The organism is Terriglobia bacterium (genome assembly GCA_020073185.1).
In the GTDB taxonomy this organism is placed as follows: Bacteria; Acidobacteriota; Terriglobia; order Terriglobales; family Acidobacteriaceae; genus JAIQGF01.
Window position 1 is genome coordinate 13,298 of the sequence record JAIQFT010000042.1, and the last position, 22,992, is coordinate 36,289.

General features: G+C 61.3%; 19 protein-coding genes and 1 tRNA gene. 16 read left to right on the plus strand and 4 right to left on the minus strand.

What is annotated here, in order from left to right; translation table 11 throughout:
• Positions 1-337 precede the first annotated feature (337 nt).
• Genes LAN64_14730 through LAN64_14740 form a run of 3 tightly spaced genes read left to right on the plus strand, consistent with a single transcriptional unit; the run spans position 338 to position 3,989 of the window.
• Positions 338-766, plus strand: coding sequence for a hypothetical protein (locus tag LAN64_14730; protein MBZ5569092.1), 429 nt, complete (start codon positions 338-340; stop codon positions 764-766).
• Entirely contained in the window at positions 763-2,268 is a 1,506-nt protein-coding gene (locus tag LAN64_14735) for a GMC family oxidoreductase (protein ID MBZ5569093.1), read from the plus strand. Before LAN64_14730 ends, LAN64_14735 begins: the two co-directional genes overlap by 4 nt.
• Positions 2,265-3,989, plus strand: a complete 1,725-nt coding sequence (locus LAN64_14740) for a thiamine pyrophosphate-binding protein (protein MBZ5569094.1) — start codon at positions 2,265-2,267, stop codon at positions 3,987-3,989. Before LAN64_14735 ends, LAN64_14740 begins: the two co-directional genes overlap by 4 nt.
• A 136-nt stretch (positions 3,990-4,125) precedes the next feature.
• Here LAN64_14740 and LAN64_14745 read toward each other — a convergent pair whose 3' ends face one another.
• The gene (locus LAN64_14745) at positions 4,126-4,857 is read right to left on the minus strand and encodes an RNA methyltransferase (GenBank protein MBZ5569095.1); all 732 of its coding nucleotides are present in this window, start codon (positions 4,855-4,857) and stop codon (positions 4,126-4,128) included.
• 169 nt (positions 4,858-5,026) lie between these two features.
• On the opposite strand from LAN64_14745, the gene LAN64_14750 reads away from it, so the two are divergent.
• Positions 5,027-5,102, plus strand: a tRNA-Lys gene (locus LAN64_14750).
• A gap of 148 nt (positions 5,103-5,250) precedes the next feature.
• On the opposite strand, the gene LAN64_14755 is transcribed toward LAN64_14750, so the two are convergent.
• The 3 genes from LAN64_14755 to lysS form a co-directional block, all read right to left on the minus strand.
• Positions 5,251-6,567: a hypothetical protein gene (locus LAN64_14755; protein MBZ5569096.1), complete on the minus strand. Its 1,317-nt coding sequence runs from the start codon at positions 6,565-6,567 to the stop codon at positions 5,251-5,253.
• Entirely contained in the window at positions 6,546-9,608 is a 3,063-nt protein-coding gene (locus LAN64_14760; GenBank protein MBZ5569097.1) for an acyl-CoA dehydratase activase, read from the minus strand. The genes LAN64_14755 and LAN64_14760 overlap by 22 nt, the downstream gene beginning before the upstream one ends.
• Before the next feature lie 181 nt (positions 9,609-9,789).
• Positions 9,790-11,409, minus strand: a complete 1,620-nt coding sequence (gene lysS / locus LAN64_14765; protein MBZ5569098.1) for a lysine--tRNA ligase — start codon at positions 11,407-11,409, stop codon at positions 9,790-9,792.
• A gap of 227 nt (positions 11,410-11,636) precedes the next feature.
• Between lysS and LAN64_14770 the strand changes: the two genes are divergently transcribed.
• From LAN64_14770 to LAN64_14825, 12 genes are all read left to right on the plus strand, one after another.
• Complete coding sequence (locus LAN64_14770; GenBank protein MBZ5569099.1) at positions 11,637-11,993, plus strand: NADH-quinone oxidoreductase subunit A; 357 nt, start codon at positions 11,637-11,639, stop codon at positions 11,991-11,993.
• 207 nt (positions 11,994-12,200) lie between these two features.
• The gene (locus LAN64_14775; protein ID MBZ5569100.1) at positions 12,201-12,833 is read left to right on the plus strand and encodes an NADH-quinone oxidoreductase subunit C; all 633 of its coding nucleotides are present in this window, start codon (positions 12,201-12,203) and stop codon (positions 12,831-12,833) included.
• Positions 12,830-13,984, plus strand: a complete 1,155-nt coding sequence (locus LAN64_14780; GenBank protein ID MBZ5569101.1) for an NADH-quinone oxidoreductase subunit D — start codon at positions 12,830-12,832, stop codon at positions 13,982-13,984. The genes LAN64_14775 and LAN64_14780 overlap by 4 nt, the downstream gene beginning before the upstream one ends.
• Positions 13,984-15,330, plus strand: a complete 1,347-nt coding sequence (locus LAN64_14785) for an NADH-quinone oxidoreductase subunit H (GenBank protein MBZ5569102.1) — start codon at positions 13,984-13,986, stop codon at positions 15,328-15,330. Before LAN64_14780 ends, LAN64_14785 begins: the two co-directional genes overlap by 1 nt.
• 5 nt (positions 15,331-15,335) lie before the next feature.
• Positions 15,336-15,791 (plus strand): NADH-quinone oxidoreductase subunit I, encoded by a 456-nt coding sequence (locus LAN64_14790; protein MBZ5569103.1) that lies wholly within the window; start codon positions 15,336-15,338, stop codon positions 15,789-15,791.
• A complete protein-coding gene (locus LAN64_14795) occupies positions 15,788-16,297 on the plus strand; it encodes an NADH-quinone oxidoreductase subunit J (GenBank protein ID MBZ5569104.1) in 510 nt (169 codons plus the stop codon). Before LAN64_14790 ends, LAN64_14795 begins: the two co-directional genes overlap by 4 nt.
• A 75-nt stretch (positions 16,298-16,372) precedes the next feature.
• Positions 16,373-16,678 (plus strand): NADH-quinone oxidoreductase subunit NuoK, encoded by a 306-nt coding sequence (gene nuoK, locus LAN64_14800; GenBank protein ID MBZ5569105.1) that lies wholly within the window; start codon positions 16,373-16,375, stop codon positions 16,676-16,678.
• A gap of 117 nt (positions 16,679-16,795) precedes the next feature.
• A complete protein-coding gene (locus LAN64_14805) occupies positions 16,796-17,122 on the plus strand; it encodes a hypothetical protein (GenBank protein MBZ5569106.1) in 327 nt (108 codons plus the stop codon).
• 35 nt (positions 17,123-17,157) lie between these two features.
• Positions 17,158-19,347, plus strand: a complete 2,190-nt coding sequence (gene nuoL / locus LAN64_14810; GenBank protein MBZ5569107.1) for an NADH-quinone oxidoreductase subunit L — start codon at positions 17,158-17,160, stop codon at positions 19,345-19,347.
• Between the two features lie 64 nt (positions 19,348-19,411).
• Positions 19,412-21,067, plus strand: coding sequence for an NADH-quinone oxidoreductase subunit M (locus LAN64_14815; protein ID MBZ5569108.1), 1,656 nt, complete (start codon positions 19,412-19,414; stop codon positions 21,065-21,067).
• Positions 21,068-21,127: 60 nt separating this feature from the next.
• Positions 21,128-22,633, plus strand: coding sequence for an NADH-quinone oxidoreductase subunit N (locus LAN64_14820; GenBank protein MBZ5569109.1), 1,506 nt, complete (start codon positions 21,128-21,130; stop codon positions 22,631-22,633).
• 232 nt (positions 22,634-22,865) lie between these two features.
• Positions 22,866-22,992: transposase (locus tag LAN64_14825; protein MBZ5569110.1), on the plus strand; the 127-nt coding region annotated here is incomplete at its 3' end.

A 22,992-nucleotide genomic window follows, 5' to 3' on the forward strand; every position in this document is an offset into this window, starting at 1 on the left:
GGCTCACCATGGAATCGCTCCCGGAAAAAGCACTCGACGCGGTGTTCCACGGCGGAGATTCTCTCTGCCCGGCAGGCAAGAAGTAAATAGACGCCGGCTTGCTTCTCCATTAAATTTTGATTACCGCCTAGTCCGCTGAAAACAAAGGATCAGCCATTTTCGCGGGGTAAGCAAACTGCTGCGCGCAGCCGCGTGCGCATGACTGTTTGGCGAACGCCACCACTGCCGACCTCCGCGACCTCGACCATTCTAAATCCGCGGTGCTCAAGGCCGCCGGTCAGGTGAGTCTTCTGTCTACCTGCGGTCTCGATTACACTCCCAGCACAGCGAGGAGAGCATGCGAGGCGCAAATGCGAATAAACCGTCGCGTTCGGTGCTGGCCCCTGTGCGCGCGGTATTTCGGGCAGTTGTTGTGACAGTTGTGCCCGATGCGAAGCAACTGGACGAGCCCAACTGGCTTGCGCTGGAAGAACTGGTGGAAGACGCACTCAAGATTCGACCGCCAGCTTTGCGGGGACAGCTTCAACTCTTCCTGCGTATGATCGAGTGGCTGCCGGTCGTGCGCTATGGCCGCACTTTTTCCGCGTTGGGGGATGAGCAACGCGGCCGCGTCCTCCGTTACTTCCAGGATCACCCTCTAAAACGTATCCGCTGCGGATTCTGGGGACTGCGTACACTCGCATTTCTGGGATATTACGGACGACCTGAAGCGGCACACGCCATCGGCTATGCTGTCGATCCACGCGGTTGGGAGGCGGTGCGATGAAGCGCCGCAGCTATGACATCGTAATCATCGGCTCCGGTGCAGGCGGCGGAACGGCAGCCCAGGAACTGTCGTCGTTATGCCGCGATGGCGTGCGTATCGCAGTCCTCGAGAAGGGCCCGAAACTGCGCGATGACGAATGCACGGGGCGCGAAGTGGAGATGGCGAAGGCCCTGTACGAGGACGGCGGAGGGTTCCTGACAGCCGAGCAGACGATGACATTGGCCTTGGGAAGCGCGTATGGGGGCTCAACCGTCGTATATACGGGTACATCGCTGCTTCCGCCAGAACGAGTCCTTCAGCGATGGAGCGTGCCGGGACTGACGTTCGCCGACGTTGAGCAACGCGCACGAAAGTACATGGCGGAAAACAACGTCCACCTGCTGGATGAGGCGCTTCTCAATGAGAACAACCGGCTGTTCGTCGAGGGATGCCAGCGGCTCCACTATCGCGTTCGGCAGTTTCCGGTGAATCTGAAAGGATGCCGGGGATCGAGCCTTTGCAACCTTGGCTGTCCGAACCAGGCGAAACAGGGGACACATCGCGTGCAGTTGCCGCAGGCCGAGCGCAACGGCGTGGAGGTTGTAACGCGCTGTGACGTACTGCGGATCGAAGACAAAAAGGTCTTCGCGCGCGTCAGTGAGAAGCCGAAAGACGGAAAAGGCGAAGCGTCAGCGTGGGAACCGGGCGAGCATCAGATTGACGCCAAACTGGTGGTGGTTTGTGCGGGTGCGGTGAATTCTCCGGCACTGCTGCTGAGGTCTGGATTTGGCCGAAGCCTGCCGCGATTGGGATACGGGTTCACCTGTCATCCCGCATTGATCATGGTAGCCGAACACCGCCAGCCGATCACGAACTTTGTCGGTCACCCCAAGAGTTTCTACCTAGACGAGTTCGCGCAGAGCAATCACTTCCTTCTCGAAACCTGCATGTACTTCCCGTTTACCACGGCCAAGGCGATCGTTGGGTTCGGTGAGGAACACAGTCGATTTATGCGCGCCTTTCCGCGGCTGCAGATGATTTTGGTGCTGGCGTGTGACGACGTGGATGACCACAATCGCGTGACGGTAGATGGTGATGGGCGCCCGGTGGTTCACTACCGCTTCACACCGGGGGTGATTCACGGCCTTGTGCATGGCGCGATTACGTCGGCGAAGATCTTTTTCGCGGCCGGGGCCGTTCGGGCGCATGTGCCGGTTTCACGCTCTCCGACGATTGAACGCGCGGACGCAGAATGTCTTGACCAGATTGCGGAAAACCCGGAGTTCAAGCCCGGGAAGCTTTCGATCTCTGCCGCGCACTTGCAGGGGGGGTGCGCGATGGGGAGCGGTCCCGAGAATTCGGTGACCGATTCTTATGGCCGGGTGCACGGAGTTCCGTGGCTATATGTGGCCGATTCGAGCCTGTTTCCGAATTCGCTGGAGATCAATCCTTACCTGACCATTATGGCTCTCGCGGACCGTGTGGCGGAGACCATCCGCAAGGATCTGACTGCCCAGCTATGAGCAAAGTGACTGGCGGTGACATCGTCGTGCGTGCGCTGGAAGATGAAGGTGTCGGATTCACTTTCGGCATTCCGGGCACACACAACATTGAGCTCTACGATTCACTCGCCCGTTCCAGGTGCGTGCGCCCAGTCCTGGTTACCGATGAACAGAGCGCTTCTTTCATGGCCGATGGAGTAGCGCGCGCTTCCGGGCAACTTGCTGCAGTGAACCTAGTTCCCGGAGCAGGACTGACACACGCGCTCTCTGGGATCGCCGAAGCTTATCTCGACGGAGTCCCCATGTTGGTGCTCGCTTGTGGGATTCGGCGCGATACGGGAAGGGCGTTCCAGCTCCACGACGTTGACCAACTCGCCATCGCCCGACCCGTGACCAAGGCCCAGTTCCGCGCGAAGCATGGATCGGAAATCTACGCGGCCGTCCGCCGCGCTTGTCAAATCGCGCGAAGTGCCCCGTCAGGCCCTGTGTTGGTCGAGATTCCCGCCGAGCACTACTTCTTCCGCCATGACCCTGACCTGCAGGCACTCGAATCACCTCCGGCACCGCCGGCGGCCCCAGGAGAACAGCTCGAGCGGGCTCGCCAATGGCTCGATGCCAGTCGCCGCCCTCTGCTCTACCTCGGACGCGGAGCCGTTCAAGCCGGTGCCGACCTCCTGACTCTGGCCGAGCGACTGAATGCTCCGGTCGCCACAACCATCTCGGGCAAAGGCGTTTTCAACGAAGCCCATGATCTTTGGTTGTGGTGTGGCTTTGGTGCCGCCGCACCTTCGTTCGTGCGCAAGATCGCAGCGTCTTGCGATCTTACTTTGGCCATTGGTTGCCGCTTCTCGGAGGTTGGCACGGGAAGCTATGGCATGACGCCACCCGGCAAACTGATTCACGTGGATGTCGATCCTTCGGTCCTGGGAAAGAACTACCCTGCCGACTTGCCCGTAGTATCGGATGCGGCAAGTTTTGTTGCCGCCCTGCTTCCTCATCTGACGTCACGCCCTATTGACGAATCATTGCGGCGCGACATCCGTTCCGGCCACGAAGAGGTCAGGCAAGGTTGGGCAACGCCGGATAATTCCGAAGGAGTGTACCCACCTCACCTTTTGGCAACAGTTCAAGAGCTGGTCGGGGACGACGCGGTCTATACCACCGATAGCGGTAACGGGACGTTCCTGGCCATGGAGTGCTTACGGCTGCCACATCCGCATTCGTTTCTGGCCCCGGTTGACTATTCGTGCATGGGTTATGCAGTGCCCGGTGCGCTCGGAGCTGCGCTCGCCTGTCCTGATCGCCAAGTGATTGCTCTGGCGGGCGATGGTGCGTTCTTGATGACAGGCTTGGAACTGCTCACCGCGCGCCAGCTAAATCTGCCAGTAATGGTGTTGGTCTTGCGCGACCGCGAATTGGCCCAGATTGCGCAGTTTCAGCAAATCGCTCTTGGACAGAAGTCCTGTAGTGAGCTTCCTGACTATGACTTGGCCTCCATTTGCAAGGGTGTTGGCGTAGCGTACCTCGCATTGCAGCGCAACGGAGATGTGGAGGCGATTCTCAAACACGCACTCATCGTGACTGGCTCCGGTCTTCCTGTCGTCGTCGAGGTCGCAATCGACTATTCCCAGAAAACCTACTTCACACGCGGCGTGGTGCGCACAAACTTGGGCCGATTGCCTTGGCCGGATCGTATACGCTTTGTATTGCGTGCTTTACGACGCAGGCTCACAATCCTCTGACATCGGCGGTCACCCGGCCGTGGGGCTAACCGGAAACTACGATGGCTGAACCGGCCCTTGTGCTTGTGGCATTGACCTGCCCCCATTCTCCGCACGCGGGATCTCCCAAGAGCAGATTGGTCGAGGCCCACCCGTGTCACCGTTCCGAACGTAGCTTCCACAAGATCTGTCGCAGCATGCCGAGCCACACCTCGGCGTCGCCCGCTCGCACGTTGAGGCGACGGACCAGCCGGCGGACCTTCTCCTCGGCGGCAGCTGCAGAGCCTGGATTCAGGTAGCCGCTGGCGCGCAGTGCGTCGAGCAGGTTCGTGGTAATCCGCTGCACCTCGCCCGCCGTGGCGAGTTGCGATTTCTCCCGTTCCGGCTCAGCCCTGGTGTCGCGCACAAGCTCGTACAGGCAGACCGCGACCGCCTGCCCCAGGTTCATCGACATATGCTCTTCGCGAGTGGGGATGCGCAACAGCCAGTGGCAGTGGCTGAGGTCCTCGTTCGAGAGGCCTCGCTTCTCCGAACCGAATAGCAGGGCGACGCGGTCTGACCCGAGCTGCTTGCGAATGACGCGCGCGCCGTTTGTCAGCCGCCTCAGCGGGTGCTGCAGTTCGCGGTGACGAGCCGCCGTGGTTCCGATCACCAGCGCACAGTCGGCCACGGCTTCAGCCACGCTCTTATGCTCCTCCGCGTGGGCGAGCAGTTCCTCGGCGCCAACGGCGGAGCGCGCCTCCCGAAATGCTGCTCCATAAGGGTTTACCACTCGCAAGCGGGAAAAGCCGAAGTTGCTCATGGCGCGCGCGGCCGCACCCAGGTTGAGCGGGTTACGCGTGGCCACCAGAACCACCCGCAGGCGTTCGAATTCAGCCGGAACAGGCAAGCACGCTTATTCTACGAGACTCTTCTCAGCATCGTTCCCGGCGCACCAAAGCGGTATCTGAAGAATCGCAACGCCGGCGGCGAGAGCGCCTGACAGCCTGGGAGTCCGGCGTCGGGTTAGACGGCCGTGATAAATTAGTGATTGGGTTTCAAGAAGTAGAGTCCGCAGTGGGCGCGTAGCTCAGCTGGTAGAGCAATGCCCTTTTAAGGCATGGGTCGCAGGTTCGAATCCTGCCGCGCTCACCATCTTCCCACCGCTGCTTCCCCAGCATTACCTTGCTGATGTCCGCAGTATCGGGCGAGATTATTCATCCGCTTCCGACGCGAGTGTTGACCGCAAAGCCGGCGGCTTTGGAGGAGTCACAATTGCCAAGGCGATGACCATCGAATGGAGCTAGTCAGCGGCGGCGGCGCCGAAGTAGGCGGGGTAGCGGCGCGCCCACTTTTTCTTCTCGCGATAAGAACGCGCCAGCTCCATGTAGATACCGAGGTCGCGGTCGAGATCGGACTGGGTGCCGTCGAAGTAGAAGTTGCGAATGGGAATCCCGCCGTAGTCCTTGCTGAGCTTCGGGTAGATGGCTTCGCTGACGATACCGTTCATGCAGGTGAAGGGGCTGATATCAATGATGCCATCGGCGCCGTGTTTCGCCAGGTACGCGGCCTTGCCGACGCTGAGCACCATTTCGCCCATGACGCCGGAGACCGGGAGGTAGGGCTCGGCGAGGCGGAGAACTTCCTCGATGGGCGGTTCTTCGTAGCCGATGGCGTCGTCGTGGAAGGGCGCGGCGAGGGCGTGCTCGTCGCCGAGCTGGATGTGGTCGCGCAGCAGCGTCTTGCCCATCTCGAACGACCAGGAGCGCCCGCACAGCTTGAGGCGGCGCGCCTGCTCGGAGTTGGTGTAGGCGATCCACTCCATGATGTCGCTGATCCAGGCCTCGGCTTCATAGCCTTCAAGCTTGCGGACCAGGTCGTCGTTGCTAAAGTTGTTGAGGCGGCAGAAAATTTCGCCGACGACGCCGATCAGCGGCAGGTCGCGATCGTAGCGGGCGGAAACGCGGCGGAAGCGCTCGCGGGCACGCTCCATCGCACCCACAATCTGCTTGAGCTGGCACTTGGTGTCGGCACAACTGTTTTCAATCGTTGTGCAGAGGTCGGCGAGGGACTCGTCATACGCGCGGTCGGCGTCGCCGGCGTTGCTTTCGTAGGGACGCGTCTTGAGCAGCGCCTTGCGCAGCAGGTCGGCGGTCACCAAGGCGCGCCACGAGGTGCGCAGGAATGGCCCGGCAACTTCGCCGATGTCTTCGTACCCGTTCTTGCTGGTGGGTGAGAAGACCTGCAGGCCGGGGTAGCCGGCCTCATCGAGCAGCTTGCGCAGGAAGGGCGCGTACTGGCCGAAGCGGCAAGGGCCGTCGGCGGTGGCCATGAAGAACACGGTCTGGCGGGGATCGAAGCCGGGCTGCTCGGTGATACGCAGGAAGTCGCCGATCGTGACTTTCGCCGGGTAACACTCGTCGCCGGCGGTGTGCTTGGCGCCCAACTCGCGCGTGCGATCGTTGGAAGCCGGCGTCGGATAGGCGTCAATGCCGAGCCAGCGGAACACGCTCGCGAACGCCTCCACGCTGCCCTGCGCCATGGCGGGAATGTAAACCGTCTTTCCGGCCAACAGATGACCGGCGCCGATCTTGCGCGTTACGTGGCGGTGGCGGAGCATCTCAGAAATCCTTTGCTGTCGAGATAGGCTTCGCAACGCGTGATGAAGCCGGCATCGTTGGAGTGCCCGTCGAACTGGAGCATCAGGCCCGGTTTTCCGGCGGCCTCGTTCATGAACGACTTGATGTAGGAATCGGGACCACACTTGAAATTCGAGATGTACACCAGGTGCAGGTTGCGGCGGCGGCGGGTGATGCGCGCCGCGGCCAGGATCCGGCGCCCGGAATTCCAATACATGTTGGGATTGACCTCGCGGATGTCTTCCTTCTCCAGCGCGAGAAAATCCATGGGAATGACGTTGGCGCCGTACTGCACGCGCAGCTTGCGCGGAATGTCGCAATTGATGCTGCGGTCGTAGAGGTTGTAGGAGCGGCCGACCAGAACCAGCGCCGGTTCGCCGGTGCGTTCCAGGGCGTCGAGAGCGTGCGCGCCGGCTTCCAGAATTTGATCGGTGAACGCGCCCTGGGCGGCGTAGGCGGCGGTGACGGCGCGGTCGCTCATACGGCGCGAGATGGCGAGTGTCTTGGCGAATTCCGCCAGTTCCTTCTCGACGTGCTTGCGCCCGTAACGGAAGTTGACGGTCGGCACCAGGAACTTTTCGCGCGCGGCCTCCATTTGCGGGATGGCGCGCACCACGAAGGGCAGCGTCTGGTTCCACGGGCAGAGATGCGATTCTTCCGCCCGCTGCTCGGAATATTCGTTCAGCGTGTTGGGGAGCAAGACGTAATCCACGCCGCTGTCGAGCAGCTTGTGCACGTGCCCGTGCGCGACCTTGACGGGGAAGCAGGGCTGCGCGACCGCCAGTTCGTCGCCGCTGGTGGCGATGACCGGGTCGGTGCGCGGCGAGACCACCACCTCAAAACCGAGCTCCTGGATGTACGCGCACCAGAAGGGGAAGCGGTCGTAGAAAAACATGGTGCGCGGGATGCCGACTTTTTTGCGGTTCCCCGCCGGCGGCTTCAGCACCTGCTCCAGAATCTTGTCGCGATATTCAATCAGGTCATCGACCACCGGCTTGCGGTCGGTGCGGGCGCGCTTGCGGAACTTGTCGGAGCACTTGTCGCCCCAGTAGGTGCGCTCGCCCTCGATATTGAATTCCTTGATGTCGCAGAAATTGGAGCACGCCTTGCAGACGAACTCGCGCGTTTTGTAGTCGACCCGGTCGAGATGGTAGCCGCGGAACTTGCTGGCCGGGCGCCCGCGCTGCTGCATGACCTCCTGCGCGATCAGGGCCATGCCGATGGCGCCGATCACGCCATTGTGCGGCGGCACGATGATGCGCTTGCCGAGGATCTGCGAAAACGCGGCGGCGACGGAGTCGTTGTAGGCAGTGCCGCCCTGAAAAAAAATGGCGTCGCCGATCTTGCGCCCGCGCACGACGCGGTTCAGATAATTCAGCGCGACCGAGTACGCCAGGCCGGCGGCCAGATCGCCGACCTCGGCGCCCTTCATCAGCAGGCTGGAGACGTCGCGCTCCATGAAGACGGTGCAGCGCTCGCCCAGGCGCGCCGGCTTGGTGGAAGCCAGCGCCAGGCTCGCGAACTCGTCCTTAATGGAGATGCCGAGCTTCTCCGCTTGCTCTTCCAGAAACGATCCCGTGCCGGCGGCGCAGGCTTCGTTCATGGTGAAATCTACGACGACGCCGTCGTCAATGCGGATGAACTTGGAATCCTGGCCGCCGATTTCGAAGATGGTGTCCACGCGCTCCATGCCGAGCCGCTCGGAGACGTGCATGGCGCCGGTTTTGTGGGCGGTGATTTCGTCGTTGACGGTGTCGGCTCCGACCAGTTCGCCGATCAGTTCGCGCCCGGAGCCGGTGGTGCCAACGCCGAGGATGTTCAACCGGTCGCCCAGCACCTGCTCGATCTCCTCCAGCCCCTTGTCCACGACCTCGATGGGACGGCCCTGCGTGCGCAGATAGATTTCGTGCAGCAGATTGCCGTGCGTATCGATCGCGACCAGGTTGGTGCTGACCGAGCCGATGTCAATGCCGAGGTAGGCGTCAATCTTGCCTTTGTCGGGCACAGTAACGTCCGCGACGCGGTCGCGCAGCAGCAGCACACCCTCCATGGACAGCGGTTCGGAACAGGCGAAGCTCTGTTTCCCTGCGTGCTGCCGGAGCTGGTGAATGCGCTTGAAGGAGCGCTTGCGCGTCTCGCCGGTTTCGAAGATGGCCGCGCCCAGCGCGCCCAGCCAGCAGTAGTACTCGGGAACCATAAACTCGTCGTCGCTGAGCTGGAAGGCGTCGCGCATGGCGTTACGCACGCCCTGGTTGAGGGCGACGCCGCCCACGAATGCCACCGGCGGCGCCACCTGCTTGCCCTTGACGATCGCCGATTTGAAATTGCGCGCCACCGCGTCGCACAGGCCGCGCAGGATCTGTTCGGTGGTGTAGCCCTTCTGCTGGGCGTGGATCATGTCGGACTTGGCGAACACCGAGCAGCGCCCGGCAATGCGCGCCGCGCAACTAGCGCCGCACGCCGCGGGCCCGACCTCTTCCACCGTATAGAGCAGACGCGAGGCCTGCTGGTCAATGAACGAGCCGGTGCCGGCGGCGCAGTCGCCGCTCGACTGGTAATCCACGATACCGAGATACTTGGATTGCGCGGTGGGTTCGAGCCGGACGTACTTCGAGGTCTCGCCGCCCATTTCGAAGACGGTACGCACGTCGGGATAAAACTCGCGCACGCCCTTGGCCACGGTGCGAAATTCGTTTTCGAAATATATGCCGAGGACTTTGGCGATCAGCTCGCTGCCTGAGCCGGTGACGCGAATGCCTTCGACGCTTTCCTCGGGCACGTGCTCGTAGAACTCTTTCAGCAAGTCAAAGGTGGACTGCATCGGGCTGCCCTGAATGCGGCGATAACGCGAGAGCGCAAGCGGGCGCCCGGCCAGCGCGGCGGTGGCGGGGAACTCGGCGCGGAAGAATCCACCGGGATTCCTCGCAGTGAGGCGCGCGAGCCGTCCGGTGTCTTCAGCGGCGCCGATGGCGGCCAACTTGAGGCTGACGGCGCCGATGTCCAGACCAATGTTGATAGCCATGTAAGACAATGAGTTAACGCGTACATGTCTCTAGGGTCTGTGACCGTGCTCACCTGCACCTGTGAGGCAGGAACATGCGCAGTGCAAAAACCGGAGGCGAACCGGAACCAGCCAGCAGCGAACGGAAAGTTGGCGGACGCGAACGGATACGGAACAGAACGCAAGTATTTGCCGAGAAACGCTATTTTTTCTCGCCGCCGGCTTCCAGTTCCGTGGCTCGCTCCGCCGTAGCGCCGGTTTTTTCCGGGCGGAGCAGGGGAAACAGGATGACGTCGCGGATGGAGCGCGAGTCGGTCAGCAACATCGTGACACGATCAATTCCCAAACCGTAGCCCGCGGTGGGCGGCATGCCGTAGGAAAGGGCGCGGACGTAGTCGTAGTCCACCTCGGCCATGGCTTCCTCGTCACCAGCGGCGCGGGCGCGCACCTGGTCCTGGAAGCGCCGCAGTTGCTCCTCGGGATCGTTCAGCTCGCTGAAGGCGTTGCCGATTTCGAGGCCGCCGACGAAAACCTCGAAGCGCTCGACCCAGCCGGGTTCGTCACGTTTATCCTTCGATAGCGGTGAGACGGACTTGGGGAAGTCGCAAATCATGGTGGGCTGGAAGAGCATTTTTTCGGCGACGGCTTCGAACAGCGCGACGGTGGTCTTGCCAAGGTCGGCGCCGTCGAACTCGACGCGTTGGATTTCCTCGCGGCCGACTCCGTCGAGGCGCTGGCGCTCGCCAATCACTTCGCCGCGAACGGAGTTGAGGCGAGTAACGGCCGCTTCGAGCTGGGCGGCATCGGAGAAGTCGCCAACCCGCGGCGCGGGCGCGGCGGCGGCGGGCCAGTACTTGACGATCGCGTCACGCATGGAGAGCCGCTGCCACGCGGTCCAATCCAGTTCGCGGCCGTTGAAGGTGTTGACGGTCGCGCCGTTCACCTCGCGGGCCACGAAGGGCAGCATCTCCTCGGTCAGGTCCATCAGGTCGCGGTAATCGCTGTAGGCCTGGTAGAACTCGAGCATGGTGAACTCGGGGTTGTGCTGCGTGGAGATGCCTTCGTTGCGGAAGTTGCGGTTGATCTCGTACACGCGTTCCAGCCCGCCGACGATCAGCCGCTTCAGGTACAGCTCGGGCGCGATTCTTAAAAAAAGATCGATGTCGAGGGTGTTGTGGTGCGTAATAAACGGGCGCGCCACCGCTCCACCGGCGACGGGGTGCATCATCGGCGTTTCCACCTCGACGAAGCTGCGCGCGTCGAAGAATCGCCGCAGTGCCTGCACTACCTTGGCGCGCTTCACAAAGACCGAGCGCACTTCGGGGTTCATCACCAGGTCCACGTAGCGCTGGCGGTAACGCGTCTCGACGTCGGTGAGCCCGTGCCATTTTTCCGGCAGCGGGAGCAGGTCCTTGGCGAGGAAGGTGCTCTCGTCCACGTGCACCGTGAGCTCGCCGGTGCGGGTGCGGAACAGGTAACCGCGGACGCCGATGTGATCGCCGATATCGAGCAGCTTGAACAGCTCCCAGCCCTTGTCGCCGACTGCGTCCTTCTTGGCGTAAATCTGCAGCCGCAGGCCGGCCTGCTGAAGGTGCGCGAAAGCCGCCTTGCCCATCAGACGAATGCCCACCAGACGCCCGGCGATGCGCATCTCGACCTTATTGGCTTCGAGTTCCTCGGAGGTCTTGCCGGAGTAATCGGTGACGATCTGCGGAACCGTGTGCGTGGTGGCGAACTTGTGCGGATACGCCGGTTGGCCGAGAGCTTCGATCTGAGCCAGTTTGTCGAGGCGGAGTTGGTAGATTTTTTCGTCGAGTGCCAAGGCGGTTCAACCTGTGACGTGGAAAACAACGATTATAAAGGATGGGAGGCGGCCATCCGGGCCGGCGGCATCACGCCGCGACTTGACGGACTGCCGTAAGCGCACATTGAGTGTGTTCATAGCTCACCAGGTGCTGTGACCGAAGGCCCGCTTCCCTTGTATGGCGGCGGGAACGGCTGTAGTATGTTGTGTTTCCAGAGCCGTACGCCAGGTAGGTCCAGGGAGTTATGCCGCAAAACTACGTCCCTATTTTCCTGTTTGTCGCCGTCGTCGCCGTCGCGATCCCGGCGACGCTCATGATCGGCAAGCTGGTCCGGCCGAACAATCCGGAAAAAGCCAAACTGATGCCGTACGAGTGCGGCATCGACCCGGTGGACAACGCCCGCGGCCGCTACACGGTGCGGTTTTACATCGTCGCCATCCTGTTCGTGGTCTTCGACGTGGAGACCATCTTCCTGTTTCCATGGGCGGTGCAATACCGGGCGCTGGGCTTGTTCGGACTGGTAGAGATGCTGGTGTTCCTGGTCATCCTGATCGTGGGGTACGTGTGGATCTGGAAAAAGGGCGCGCTGGAATGGGTGTAGGCGCCGCCGCTGGACACTCCGCCCTCCGCCGTTTCTCCAAGTGACCTGGCGTCCAGGGCGAGGTTTGCGCGGCGGCGATGTCCAGCCGGGAAGTGATTTTGGTCACAACTTGATGTGATCGCACGTTGCGGGGCCGGCACCCGATTGTTAAAAGCAGGGGAACCAACCCATTGCAGCCGTAGCGGTGAGGACCGAGCAAGGAATTCAATGGCCGACGAGACAACCCCCAAGGACCAGCCCAAGCCGCCGGAGACTAAGCCGGCGGCAGAAAAACCCGCGGCGGCGCCGCCCGCTGCCAAGCCGGCCGCTGCCGCACCCGCCAAGCCCGCCGGGCCGACCCCGCAGCCGTGGGAATCGGAGATGGTGGCCAAGTTCCAGGCGCGGTTCGGCTCCGGCATCCGCGAGGCCAGCACGTACGTGGGGCAGAACTACATGGTGGTGGACGGCTCGATCGTCTACGAGGCCTTGCAACTGCTGCGCGATGGCGAGGGCTTCGACTATTGCGTCGACATCACCGCCGTGCACTATCCCAAGCGCGAAGAGCAGTTCGATCTCGTCTGGATCCTTTATTCCTTCCCGCGTAACGAGCGCATTCGCGTGAAGACGCTGCTCAAGGACGGCGCCTCCGTCCCCAGCGTGGTGGCGCTCTGGTCCACGTCGAACTGGCTGGAGAGGGAAGTGTTCGATATGTTCGGCATCGGTTTCGAAGGGCATCCCGACCTGAAGCGGATCCTGCTGCCCGACGGCTGGAAGGGCCACCCCTTGCGCAAGGACTACCCCATCCTGCAGCAGGACACGGAATGGGTGAAGATCAACCTGGGTATTGAGAGCGGCCAATGACGGATTCGACCAAATCAGGTTTTTACGAAGAGACCGCCGCCCCCGACCACACCTTTCTCGATGCCAACGAGTTGGTGCTCAACATGGGTCCGCAGCACCCGTCCACGCACGGCGTGTTGCGCGTCATTTTGAAGCTGGACGGCGAGAAGGTGCTGGGCACCGAGTGCGTGATCGGCTACCTGCACCGCGGGGTAGAAAAGATCGCCGAGAACCGCACCTACACGATGTTCAACCCGTACGTGGACCGCATGGACTACGTCGCCGCGGTCTCCAACGGGCTGGGCTACTGCCTGGCGGTGGAAAAGTTGCTCAACATCGAGGCGCCGCCGCGCGCCGCCTACATCCGCGTCATCCTCACCGAGCTGAACCGGATGGCGAGCCACCAACTCTGGCTGGGCACGCACGCGCTCGACATCGGCGCCATGACCCCGCTGTTCTACACCTTCCGTGATCGGGAAGAGATCCTGAAGATTTATGAGAAGTACTGCGGCGCCCGGCTGACGACGCATGCCTTCCGCATCGGGGGCACGCTGTACGAGACCTACGAAGGGTTCGAGCAGGACGTCAACAACTTCGTGAAGTTCGTCACGCCGAAGATCGGCGAGTACGAGGAGCTGCTGACCACCAACCGCATCTGGGTGGAGCGCACCAAGGGCGTCGGCGTGCTGAGCGGCAAGGACTGCATCGACTTCGGCGTTACCGGGCCGGTACTGCGGGCCGGAGGCGTGAAGTGGGATCTGCGCAAGGCGCAGCCGTACTCCATGTACGAGAAATTTGATTTTGAAATTCCCACCGGTGAAAACGGCGATACCTACGACCGGTACATCGTGCGCATTGCCGAGATGCGGCAATCGCTGCGCATCATTGACCAGGCGGTAAACTCGATTCCCGAAGGCCCGATCATGGCTAAGGTACCGAAAGTGATCAAGCCTCCGGTCGGCGAAGTCTATGTTTCGATCGAGGCGCCCAAGGGCGAGCTCGGGTACTTTGTGGTGAGCGACGGCTCGACGCAACCGTACCGAGTGCGCGTGCGTCCGCCTTCGTTCGTCAACCTGCAGGCGCTGGACAAGATGGTGCGCGGGTCGCTGGTCGCCGATGTGGTCGCCGTCATCGGCACGCTGGACATCGTTTTGGGCGAGGTGGACCGCTGATGCTGGATTACGTCACCTCTTATCTGCATTCCAACCTCACGCCGGGCCAGGCGGGCAATTGGCTGTGGGCGCTGGTCTACATCCTGCTGATTTTCGCGGGCGTCTCCGGCATCGTCATCGTGATGAACTGGGGCGAGCGCAAGGCGCTGGCGCACATGCAGGTGCGGCTGGGCCCGATGCGGGTCGGCCCGCACGGCCTGATGCAACCCATCGCCGATGCCATCAAGCTGCTGACGAAAGAAGACATCATGCCCTCCGAAGCCGACAAGCCCATCTTCTGGATGGCGCCGGTGTGGGTGGTGATGATCGCCTTCAGCGTGTTCATCGTGGTGCCCTTCGGCCCGACGCACGCTGTCACCGACATGAACATCGGCATCCTGTTCATGCTGGGAGTTTCGTCGCTCGGCGTGCTCGGTGTGGTGATGGCGGGCTGGGCGTCGAACTCGCATTTTCCGCTGATGGGCGCCCTGCGTTCCAGCGCGCAGATGGTGAGCTACGAAATCGCTATGGGGCTGGCGGTGGTCTCGGCAATCGTTATGACAGGGCTCGGCGGCATCGGGCCGTATGGCATCGGCGACAGCGCCGGCTCCGGTACGCTCAGCATGATCGGCATCGTGCAGGCGCAAGCGCAACAGCACGTGTGGTTCATTTTCAAGTTTTTCCCGGTTGGCCTGGTCGCGTTCTTCATCTTCGCCGTCGCCATGATCGCGGAGACCAACCGCGCGCCCTTCGACCTGCCGGAAGCCGAATCTGAGCTGGTTGCCGGATTCCACACCGAGTACAGCGGGCTGCGCTGGTCCTTATTTATGCTGGGCGAATACGCGGGCATGGTGGCGGTCAGCTCCATCGCGATCACCCTATGGCTCGGCGGATGGCTGCGACCTTTCCCCAGCACGCACGGCCCGGCGATCAACATCCCGTTTTTCTGGGAGCATCCCGAACTCGGCGTGGTGGACTTTGCCTTCTCCTTCGCGCCCGCACTGGTGATGTTCGCGCTCGCCTTCTTCAGCTTCTTCAACGCCATGCGCATGCCCAAGCACCCGCTGCTGAAAATCCAGACGATGGGCCTGTACGCGTTCGGCCTGGTGCTCGGCGGGGTTGGCCTGGTGCTGCTGGCGCCGCCGGTGCGCGACCGCATTCAGGACATCTTTTGGTTTGTCTTCAAGATCGCGATTTTCATGTACCTGTACATCTGGTACCGCGCCACCTGGCCGCGTTACCGCTTCGACCAGTTGATGAAAGTCGGCTGGAAAATTCTTTTGCCGCTCGGGCTTGGCGTCCTGCTGGTGACCGGAATTATCGGCCTGGGTCCCGAGATCGCCGCGTGGCTGAAAGGGGTGGTGTAGTGAGCATCGCTCCGCTGCTGAACAAAGTCTTCATGGTGGATTTGATCAAGGGCCTGAAGGTTACGTTCAAATACCAGCACCCAAGAGAGGTTTACACCGAGCAGTACCCGCTGGAGCGCCCGGCGATCGCGGAGCGCTACCGCGGGCTGCCGCGCCTGAACGTCAACCCGGAGACGGGCGAGACGCTGTGCATCGCCTGTAACCTGTGCGCCTCCGCTTGCCCCGAGCATTTGATCGTCGTGCAGAGCGAGCGCAACCCGGTGACCAAGCGCAAGGAAATGACCAGCTTCACGCTGGACATCAGCCGCTGCATGTTCTGTGGCCTGTGCGCGGAAGCCTGCTCCACCGATTGCCTGGAACTAAGCCAGGATTACGAATTCGCTCTCTCCAGCCGCGAAGGCTTCGTCTTCGATCGCGCCAGACTGGAGCGCGGCCCGGAACCGACGGTGTACACGCGATGACGCCGGTTGCTCCAACTTTCTTTTTCTACCTGCTGTCGGCGGTGGCCGTGGTCAGCGCCATCCTGGTGATCACGCGGAAGAATCCGGTGCACTCGGCGCTGTCGCTGATCTTCACGCTGCTGGCGCTTGCCGGTCTGTACCTGATGCTGTACGCGCCATTCGTGGCCGGCGTGCAGATCATCCTTTACGCCGGCGGCATCATGGTGCTGTTCCTATTCGTCATCATGCTGGTGAACATCGAGCGGTCGCAGCGCGAGGTGCAATTCAACCAGCAATGGCATGTGGGGATTATCGCCAGCCTGGCGCTGGGGTTCCTGTTCCTGTACGTGTACAAGCACGGCAGCTCGATCTTTCCGGTGAACCCGGTTTCGATGCCCGAGCCGATGAACACGCAGCAGGTGGGCATGGCGCTGTTCCGCAATTACTTGCTGCCGTTTGAAATCGCGTCGCTGCTGTTGCTGGTGGCCATCGTGGGCGCGGTGGTCATGGCGAAGAAAAGGATTTGAAAAGCGGTCGATGGCCGTTGCCAACGGCTGCGGACATCGACTAACGACCAACGACTAAGGACAGACGAGAAGCAAATGGCTCCCATCGGTACGCTTCACTATCTCGTAGTCGCCGCGGCGCTATTCGTCATCGGCACCATCGGCGTGGTCACGCGCCGCAACGTGGTCATCATCCTGATGTCGATCGAGCTGATCCTGAACGCGGTCAACCTGAACCTGGTGGCGTTCTCGCGCCTGTGGAACCTGAACGGGCAGATTTTCTCGATCTTCGTGATTACCGACGCCGCCGCCGAAGCCGCGGTCGGTCTGGGCATTCTGATCGCCTTCTTCCGCAACAAGGAGACGGTGAATGTGGACGAAGTGGACTTGTTGAAGTGGTAATCGGCAGTCGGCTGTCGGGGCCAGATTGCTGATCACAGGAGGAACTGTCATGGCTGCCAAGACAATGAAACCCAAAGCGAATAAAAGCAAGATCGTGTCAGTCGAGGTTGGCCCCGTTTGGACTCACGTGACGATCCGTTTGAGAAGCGATTTGCTAAGGAAGAGGACGAAGCAAGTCCACGCGAGAAAACCGAAATAGGCAGAGGGCATAACCCGTGGAAGTCTCGACTAAAGCTGCTTGAAGAGCCTGAAGCAGCTTTGAAGAAGTATTCGGAAGAGATTGATGCGAGTGAGTTGTCGTTGGCCTCGAAGGCAATTTATTTGGATCACTTTACTAATTTCGTTCGTTGGGTGAAAGGCGAATTCCGCCCCGGCAGCGTAAAGAGTCCGTGGCTGACAAGAAAACAGAAGCCGCCCACGACTCCGCCGATAGCCGAGAGCTGATGGCCGAGAGCCAGCAGAGCTGAGAGTTAATAAAAATGTTCTTTCTCGAACGCATCTGGGTCATTCCACTGCTGCCGATCTTCAGCGCGGCGGTGATGTTCTTCGTCGGCCGCAAGCTGGACAAAAAAGCGGTGAACGCTTTTTGCGTCGGCACGGTCGTGATCGCGTTCGTCTGGTCGTGCCTGGCGGTGTGGCAGTACACCTCTGTATGGCAGCCGGCGCACAATCACGGTCCATACCAGACGATTTTGTACACATGGCTCGGCACCGGGGACGCGCAGCTCGGCGTCACCCTCCCTGGCGCGCATGGGCCGTTCCAGTTCAACGCTGACGCCGGCTTCTTTCTCGACCCGCTCTCCGCCATCTGGCTGCTGTTCGTCACTGGCGTCGGCATGCTGATCCACATCTACTCAATCGGCTACATGGGACATGAGGGCGGCTACTACCGCTTCTTCGGCTACCTGAATTTGTTCATGTTCTCCATGCTCACGCTGATTTTGGGGAACAACTACACGATGCTGTTCGTCGGGTGGGAAGGCGTGGGCCTGTGCTCCTACCTGCTGATCGGGTTCTACTTCAAGAAGCATTCCGCCTCGACCGCCGCTAACAAGGCATTCATCGTCAACCGCATCGGCGACGCCGGATTCCTGCTGGGCTTGATGACCATCGCCTGGTACTTCGGCTCGGTGCGCTTTACCGACATCACCCACACGCTGAGTACCAGCCACTTCGCGGTCGGCGATCCGGTCATCACCTTCGCGACTTTGATGCTGTTCATCGGCGCCTGCGGCAAAAGCGCGCAGCTACCTCTGTATGTCTGGCTACCCGACGCGATGGAAGGCCCGACGCCGGTTTCCGCGCTCATCCACGCGGCCACCATGGTGACCGCCGGCGTGTACATGGTGGCGCGTTCCAACGCGCTGTTCATGCTTGCGCCGGCCAGCATGAAGACCGTCGCGATCATCGGCGCGCTGACGGCGATCTTCGCCGCATCGATCGGATTGGTGCAGAACGACATCAAGCGCGTGCTGGCCTACTCCACCGTCTCGCAGCTTGGATACATGTTCCTGGCGCTGGGCGTGGGTGCGTTCGCCGCCGGCGTGTTCCACGTGTTCACGCACGCGTTCTTCAAGGCGCTGCTGTTCCTCGGTTCCGGCTCGGTGATCCACGCCATGAGCGGCGAGCAGGACATGCGCAACATGGGCGACCTGTCGAAGCGCATTCCGACCACTTACAGGACGATGCTCATCGCCACACTGGCGATTGCGGGCATTCCGCCGCTGGCGGGATTCTTCTCGAAAGACGAAATCCTCTGGCAGGCGTACTCGTCGCACGGCGGCGGATTTCGCGCGCTGTGGTATGTCGGCTTTATTGCCGCTTTGATGACCGCCTTTTACATGTTCCGGCTGATTTACCTGACATTCTGGAGCCCCAGCCGGATGAGCCACGAGGTCGAGCATCACGTGCATGAATCGCCGAAGACGATGACGGTGCCGCTGATCATCCTTGCCATCGGCTCGGTCACCGCCGGATGGCTGGGTGTTCCCAAGGCGCTGGGCGGAACGAACGCTTTCGAGCGTTTCCTCGAGCCGGTGTTCGCCACCGAAAGCGTCACCGCCGAAGCCGAGCATCAGCTTCCTGCGGTAAGCGAGCACGCCGAGCCGGCCGGCGCGACCAAAGCCGAAACCGCCGCCACCATGCCCAAGCCCGAAGGCAAGGGAGAGAAGACCGAGGCCATTGCGTACATCCTCATGGGCCTGTCGGTCGCGCTTGGGTTCATCGGGTGGTGGGGTGCGAAGTACTTCTACGGGAAAGCCGAGAAGGGATTCGTCGAGCCCATCAATGCCGTGGCCCCGCCGGCGTACGCGCTGCTGTTCAACAAATATTACGTGGACGAAATCTACGACTACGCCTTTACCGGCCGCCGGCCGATCGGCCCCATACGTCTCGGCGCCATGGGCCTGGGAGAAGCTTCGTGGAAGTTCGACACCAACGTGATTGATGGCGGTGTCAACGGCGCGGGCTGGCTGACGCGCACCATCGCCACCATCTCCAACTGGTGGGACAAGTGGATCATTGACGGCGTGCTGGTCAACGGGCCGGCGATTGTCGCGCGCCTGTTGTCGTACCCCGTGCGGCTTGTGCAGTGGGGCCTGGTGCAGTGGTACGCGCTGGTCATGGTCGCCGGTGTTGTCGGTTTCGTGGTTTATTACGTCGTTCGCTGATTTCCGCGGACAGCGCTGAAGTGAATGGCTGAAAAGCTAAGAGCTAAAGGCTAAGAGCTGACAAATGTTTAACGAGCACATCCTCTCCATCATCCTGTTCACGCCCATGGTGGGCGCATTCATTCTCCTGTTCGTTCCCAAGGAGAACAAGAATGCCATCCGCTGGCTGGCGAATATCTTCGCGCTCGTCGGGCTGGCGGTGTCCATCCCGCTGATCCCCTTGTTCTGGGCGGTGAAAGATCAGCCGGGGTTTAAGTTTCTCGAAGGAACTCCCAACAACTGGATCCCCTCTATCGGCGCCGGTTATAACCTGGGCATCGATGGCATCAGCTTTCTGCTGATTCTCCTCACCACGCTGCTGGGATTCATCTCCATCCTCTCGTCGTGGAATGCGATCCAGGAACGCGTGAAGGAGTACTACATCTGGTTCCTGCTGCTGCAGACGGGTATGCTCGGCGTCTTCATGGCGCTGGATATGTTCCTGTTCTTCGTCTTCTGGGAAGCCATGCTGGTGCCGATGTACCTGCTGATCGGTATCTGGGGCGGGCCGCGCAAGCTCTACGCGGCGATTAAGTTTTTCCTGTACACATTGTTCGGCTCGGTGCTGATGCTGCTGGGCATCTTGTTCCTCTACTTCCACCACCACACCGTCACCGGCGTATACAGCTTCAGCATTCCTGAGCTGTACAAGACGGCGCCGCAGATCACGGGCACGGCCGCCATCGTGCTGTTCTTTGCCTTCTTCATCGGATTTGCCATCAAGGTGCCGATGTTTCCGTTCCATACCTGGCTGCCCGACGCGCACGTGGAGGCGCCCACTGCAGGCTCGGTGATCCTGGCGGGCGTCCTGCTGAAGATGGGAACGTACGGCCTTATCCGCTTCTCGCTGCCGTTCTTCCCCGGCGTGGCCATGCATCCCAAGGTGCGGCTGTTCGTGGTTGCGCTGTCTATCATTGGCATCATCTATGGTGCGCTTGTCTCGCTGATGCAGAAGGATATGAAGAAGCTGGTGGCGTACAGTTCGGTCAGTCACCTCGGCTTCTGCACGCTGGGAATTTTCGTGGCGAACCAGGCGGGTATCGTGGGGTCGGTGATACAGCAGATCAACCACGGGATTTCGACCGGAGCGCTGTTCTTGATTGTCGGCATTCTTTACGAGCGGCGGCACACGCGCGAGATCAGCGAATACGGCGGCATATCCAACGTCATGCCGGTGTACGCCACCATCACCATGATCATGTTCCTCTCCTCCATGGGACTGCCGCTGCTCAATGGGTTCATCGGCGAGTTCACCATCCTGCAAGGAACGTTTATCGAGAGCAAGGTGTGGGCGGCGTGGGCGGTGCCGGGAGTCGTCCTGGCGGCGGCCTACCTGCTGTGGCTCTACCAGCGGGTGTACTTTGGGCCGGTCACCAATCCGAAAAATGAGAAGCTGCAGGACCTGACGCCGCGCGAAATCCTTACCTTCGCTCCGCTGATCGCCGCCGCGCTGTTCATCGGCATTTATCCCAAGCCGATGTTCCAGATTCTCCAGCAGCCGGTGGCGCAGTTGGTGCAGACAGTGCGCCCCAATGAAGCCAAGACGGTGATGGCAACCCAACCGCTGGTGACCCCCGTCACGGCGGCGAGTGAGGCGGTTCCGGCGCGCAAACCGGCCGCTCCGGCGAAAACAAGTTCGAAGCCCCTGCCTGCCGCGGTTGCGGCGGTCAGGTCGAATTAGGGGAAGCTACTAGTGCCTACCTCATTTTTTACCGGCACCGATTACGCGCTGTCGCTGCCCATGATCCTGCTCTCGTTGTTCGGGCTGGGCGTGCTGATCATTGACCTGATGCTGCCCGCCGAATGGAAGCGCTGGAACGCCGTCACCGCGCTTATCGGTCTGGGCTTTTCAACGGCAGCGGTGCTGCGCATTCACCTCGGCCACTTCGCCGACGGGCGGCCGCTGGTCGGCAGTTTCGCGTACCTATCCAACGTCGGCGGGCAGGTGGTCGGCTCGGTGTTGATGGACGGGTTCTCCATTTATTTCTTCTACCTGTTCCTGCTCGGCGCTGCCATCGCCATCTTGATGTCGGCGCACTACCTGGAGATCGAGCACGAGCACCACGGCGAGTTCTACGCGCTCATCCTGTTTTCCGTCGTCGGCATGATGTGCATGGCCAGCGGCTACGATCTGGTGCTGCTGTTCATCGGCCTGGAACTGATGGCCATCTCCACCTACGTTCTCGTCGGTTTTCTGCGGCGCGATAAGCGGTCGAACGAGGCCGCGCTGAAGTACCTGCTGCTGGGCGCGTTCTCCAGCGGCATCTTCGCTTATGGTCTTTCGCTGCTCTACGGACTCTCCGGCAGCACCAACCTGCAGGTGATTGCGCAGGCGCTGCAGCGGCACTACAGCACGAATCCCAAGGACCCGATCGCAATCGTCGCCATGGTCACCACCGCGACCGGCCTGCTGTTCAAGGTCGCCGCCGTGCCATTCCATCAGTGGGCGCCCGATGCCTATGAAGGCGCGCCGACCAGCGTCACCGGCTACATGTCGGTGGCCGTCAAGTCCGCGGCCTGGGCGATGCTGCTGCGCATCTTTCTCTGGGGCCTCTATCCGCTGCGCCCGGTGTACCTTCCGCTGCTGGTATTCGTTGCCGTCGCCACCATGACCGGCGGCAACTTCGCCGCGCTGACGCAGAACAACCTCAAGCGCCTGCTGGCCTACAGTTCCATTTCGCACGTCGGATACATGCTGCTCGGCCTGATTGCGAGCGACAACATCACCAACAAGACCGGCATTCAGGGCATCCTCGTGTACCTGTTGGTGTACACCTTCATGAACCTGGGCGCGTTCGCGGTCGTCACGTCGCTGCGGCGGCGCGACATCATCGGCGACGAAATCGACGACATCGCCGGCCTCTACTTTAAGGCGCCGACCGAGGCCGTGCTCATGCTGCTGTTCCTGTTGTCGCTGGCCGGAATTCCGCCGCTGGCGGGCTTCTACGGCAAGTACTTCATCTTCCTCAGCCTGATCCAGACCCAGCACTATGTGCTCGCCAGCCTGGCCGTGCTGTACGCGGTGCTCGGGCTCTATTACTACATGCGAATTGGCAGCGCCATGTTTATGCGCCCAGCCACCGATCCCGAGCCGGTGGTGATCAGCCCTGGCATGCAGGTGGCGCTCGGAGTGACCGCGATCGGCACCGTCGGCATCGGAATTTTCCCGGAGTTCTTCATCCGCGCCGCCGGCTTGGCGCTCGGCGTCCAGCAGGCGGGAACTTCGTTGCTCAGCTTCCTGCGGTAAGTTCCCTCACCACGGAGGCACGGAGACGCGGAGTCAAGAGAAGCTCAGAACCCCGGTACAATGCCGGGGTTCTCGTTTTCCGCTGGAAACTGGAAACCCGAAACTGGAAACTAGTACAACCGGGAGACCCCCCGGCTCTGGCGGGGAGGCAGTAGAAGTTTGACAGATACCGGAGTCCACCGAGGAAATTCCCAAACGTGAGCCGCCAAGCACACGAGAAGGAATTTCAACGATGGACGAGATGGAAAGCCTAAGCCATACCAAGTGGGAGTGCAAATACCACGTAGTGTTTATCCCGAAGTGCCGACGCAAGGCGCTGTACGGGGAATTGAGGCGGTACCTGGGAGAAGTCTTCCGCA

Coding starts and splice junctions, on each gene's coding strand:
- LAN64_14795 (MBZ5569104.1), top strand. CDS start 15,788: ATGACGCCGGTTGCTCCAACTTTCTTTTTCTACCTGCTGTCGGCGGTG.
- LAN64_14775 (MBZ5569100.1), top strand. CDS start 12,201: ATGGCCGACGAGACAACCCCCAAGGACCAGCCCAAGCCGCCGGAGACT.
- LAN64_14760 (MBZ5569097.1), bottom strand. CDS start 9,608: ATGGCTATCAACATTGGTCTGGACATCGGCGCCGTCAGCCTCAAGTTG.
- LAN64_14780 (MBZ5569101.1), top strand. CDS start 12,830: ATGACGGATTCGACCAAATCAGGTTTTTACGAAGAGACCGCCGCCCCC.
- LAN64_14770 (MBZ5569099.1), top strand. CDS start 11,637: ATGCCGCAAAACTACGTCCCTATTTTCCTGTTTGTCGCCGTCGTCGCC.
- LAN64_14815 (MBZ5569108.1), top strand. CDS start 19,412: ATGTTTAACGAGCACATCCTCTCCATCATCCTGTTCACGCCCATGGTG.
- LAN64_14740 (MBZ5569094.1), top strand. CDS start 2,265: ATGAGCAAAGTGACTGGCGGTGACATCGTCGTGCGTGCGCTGGAAGAT.
- LAN64_14820 (MBZ5569109.1), top strand. CDS start 21,128: ATGATCCTGCTCTCGTTGTTCGGGCTGGGCGTGCTGATCATTGACCTG.
- LAN64_14785 (MBZ5569102.1), top strand. CDS start 13,984: ATGCTGGATTACGTCACCTCTTATCTGCATTCCAACCTCACGCCGGGC.
- LAN64_14730 (MBZ5569092.1), top strand. CDS start 338: ATGCGAGGCGCAAATGCGAATAAACCGTCGCGTTCGGTGCTGGCCCCT.
- LAN64_14735 (MBZ5569093.1), top strand. CDS start 763: ATGAAGCGCCGCAGCTATGACATCGTAATCATCGGCTCCGGTGCAGGC.
- nuoK (MBZ5569105.1), top strand. CDS start 16,373: ATGGCTCCCATCGGTACGCTTCACTATCTCGTAGTCGCCGCGGCGCTA.
- nuoL (MBZ5569107.1), top strand. CDS start 17,158: ATGTTCTTTCTCGAACGCATCTGGGTCATTCCACTGCTGCCGATCTTC.
- LAN64_14755 (MBZ5569096.1), bottom strand. CDS start 6,567: ATGCTCCGCCACCGCCACGTAACGCGCAAGATCGGCGCCGGTCATCTG.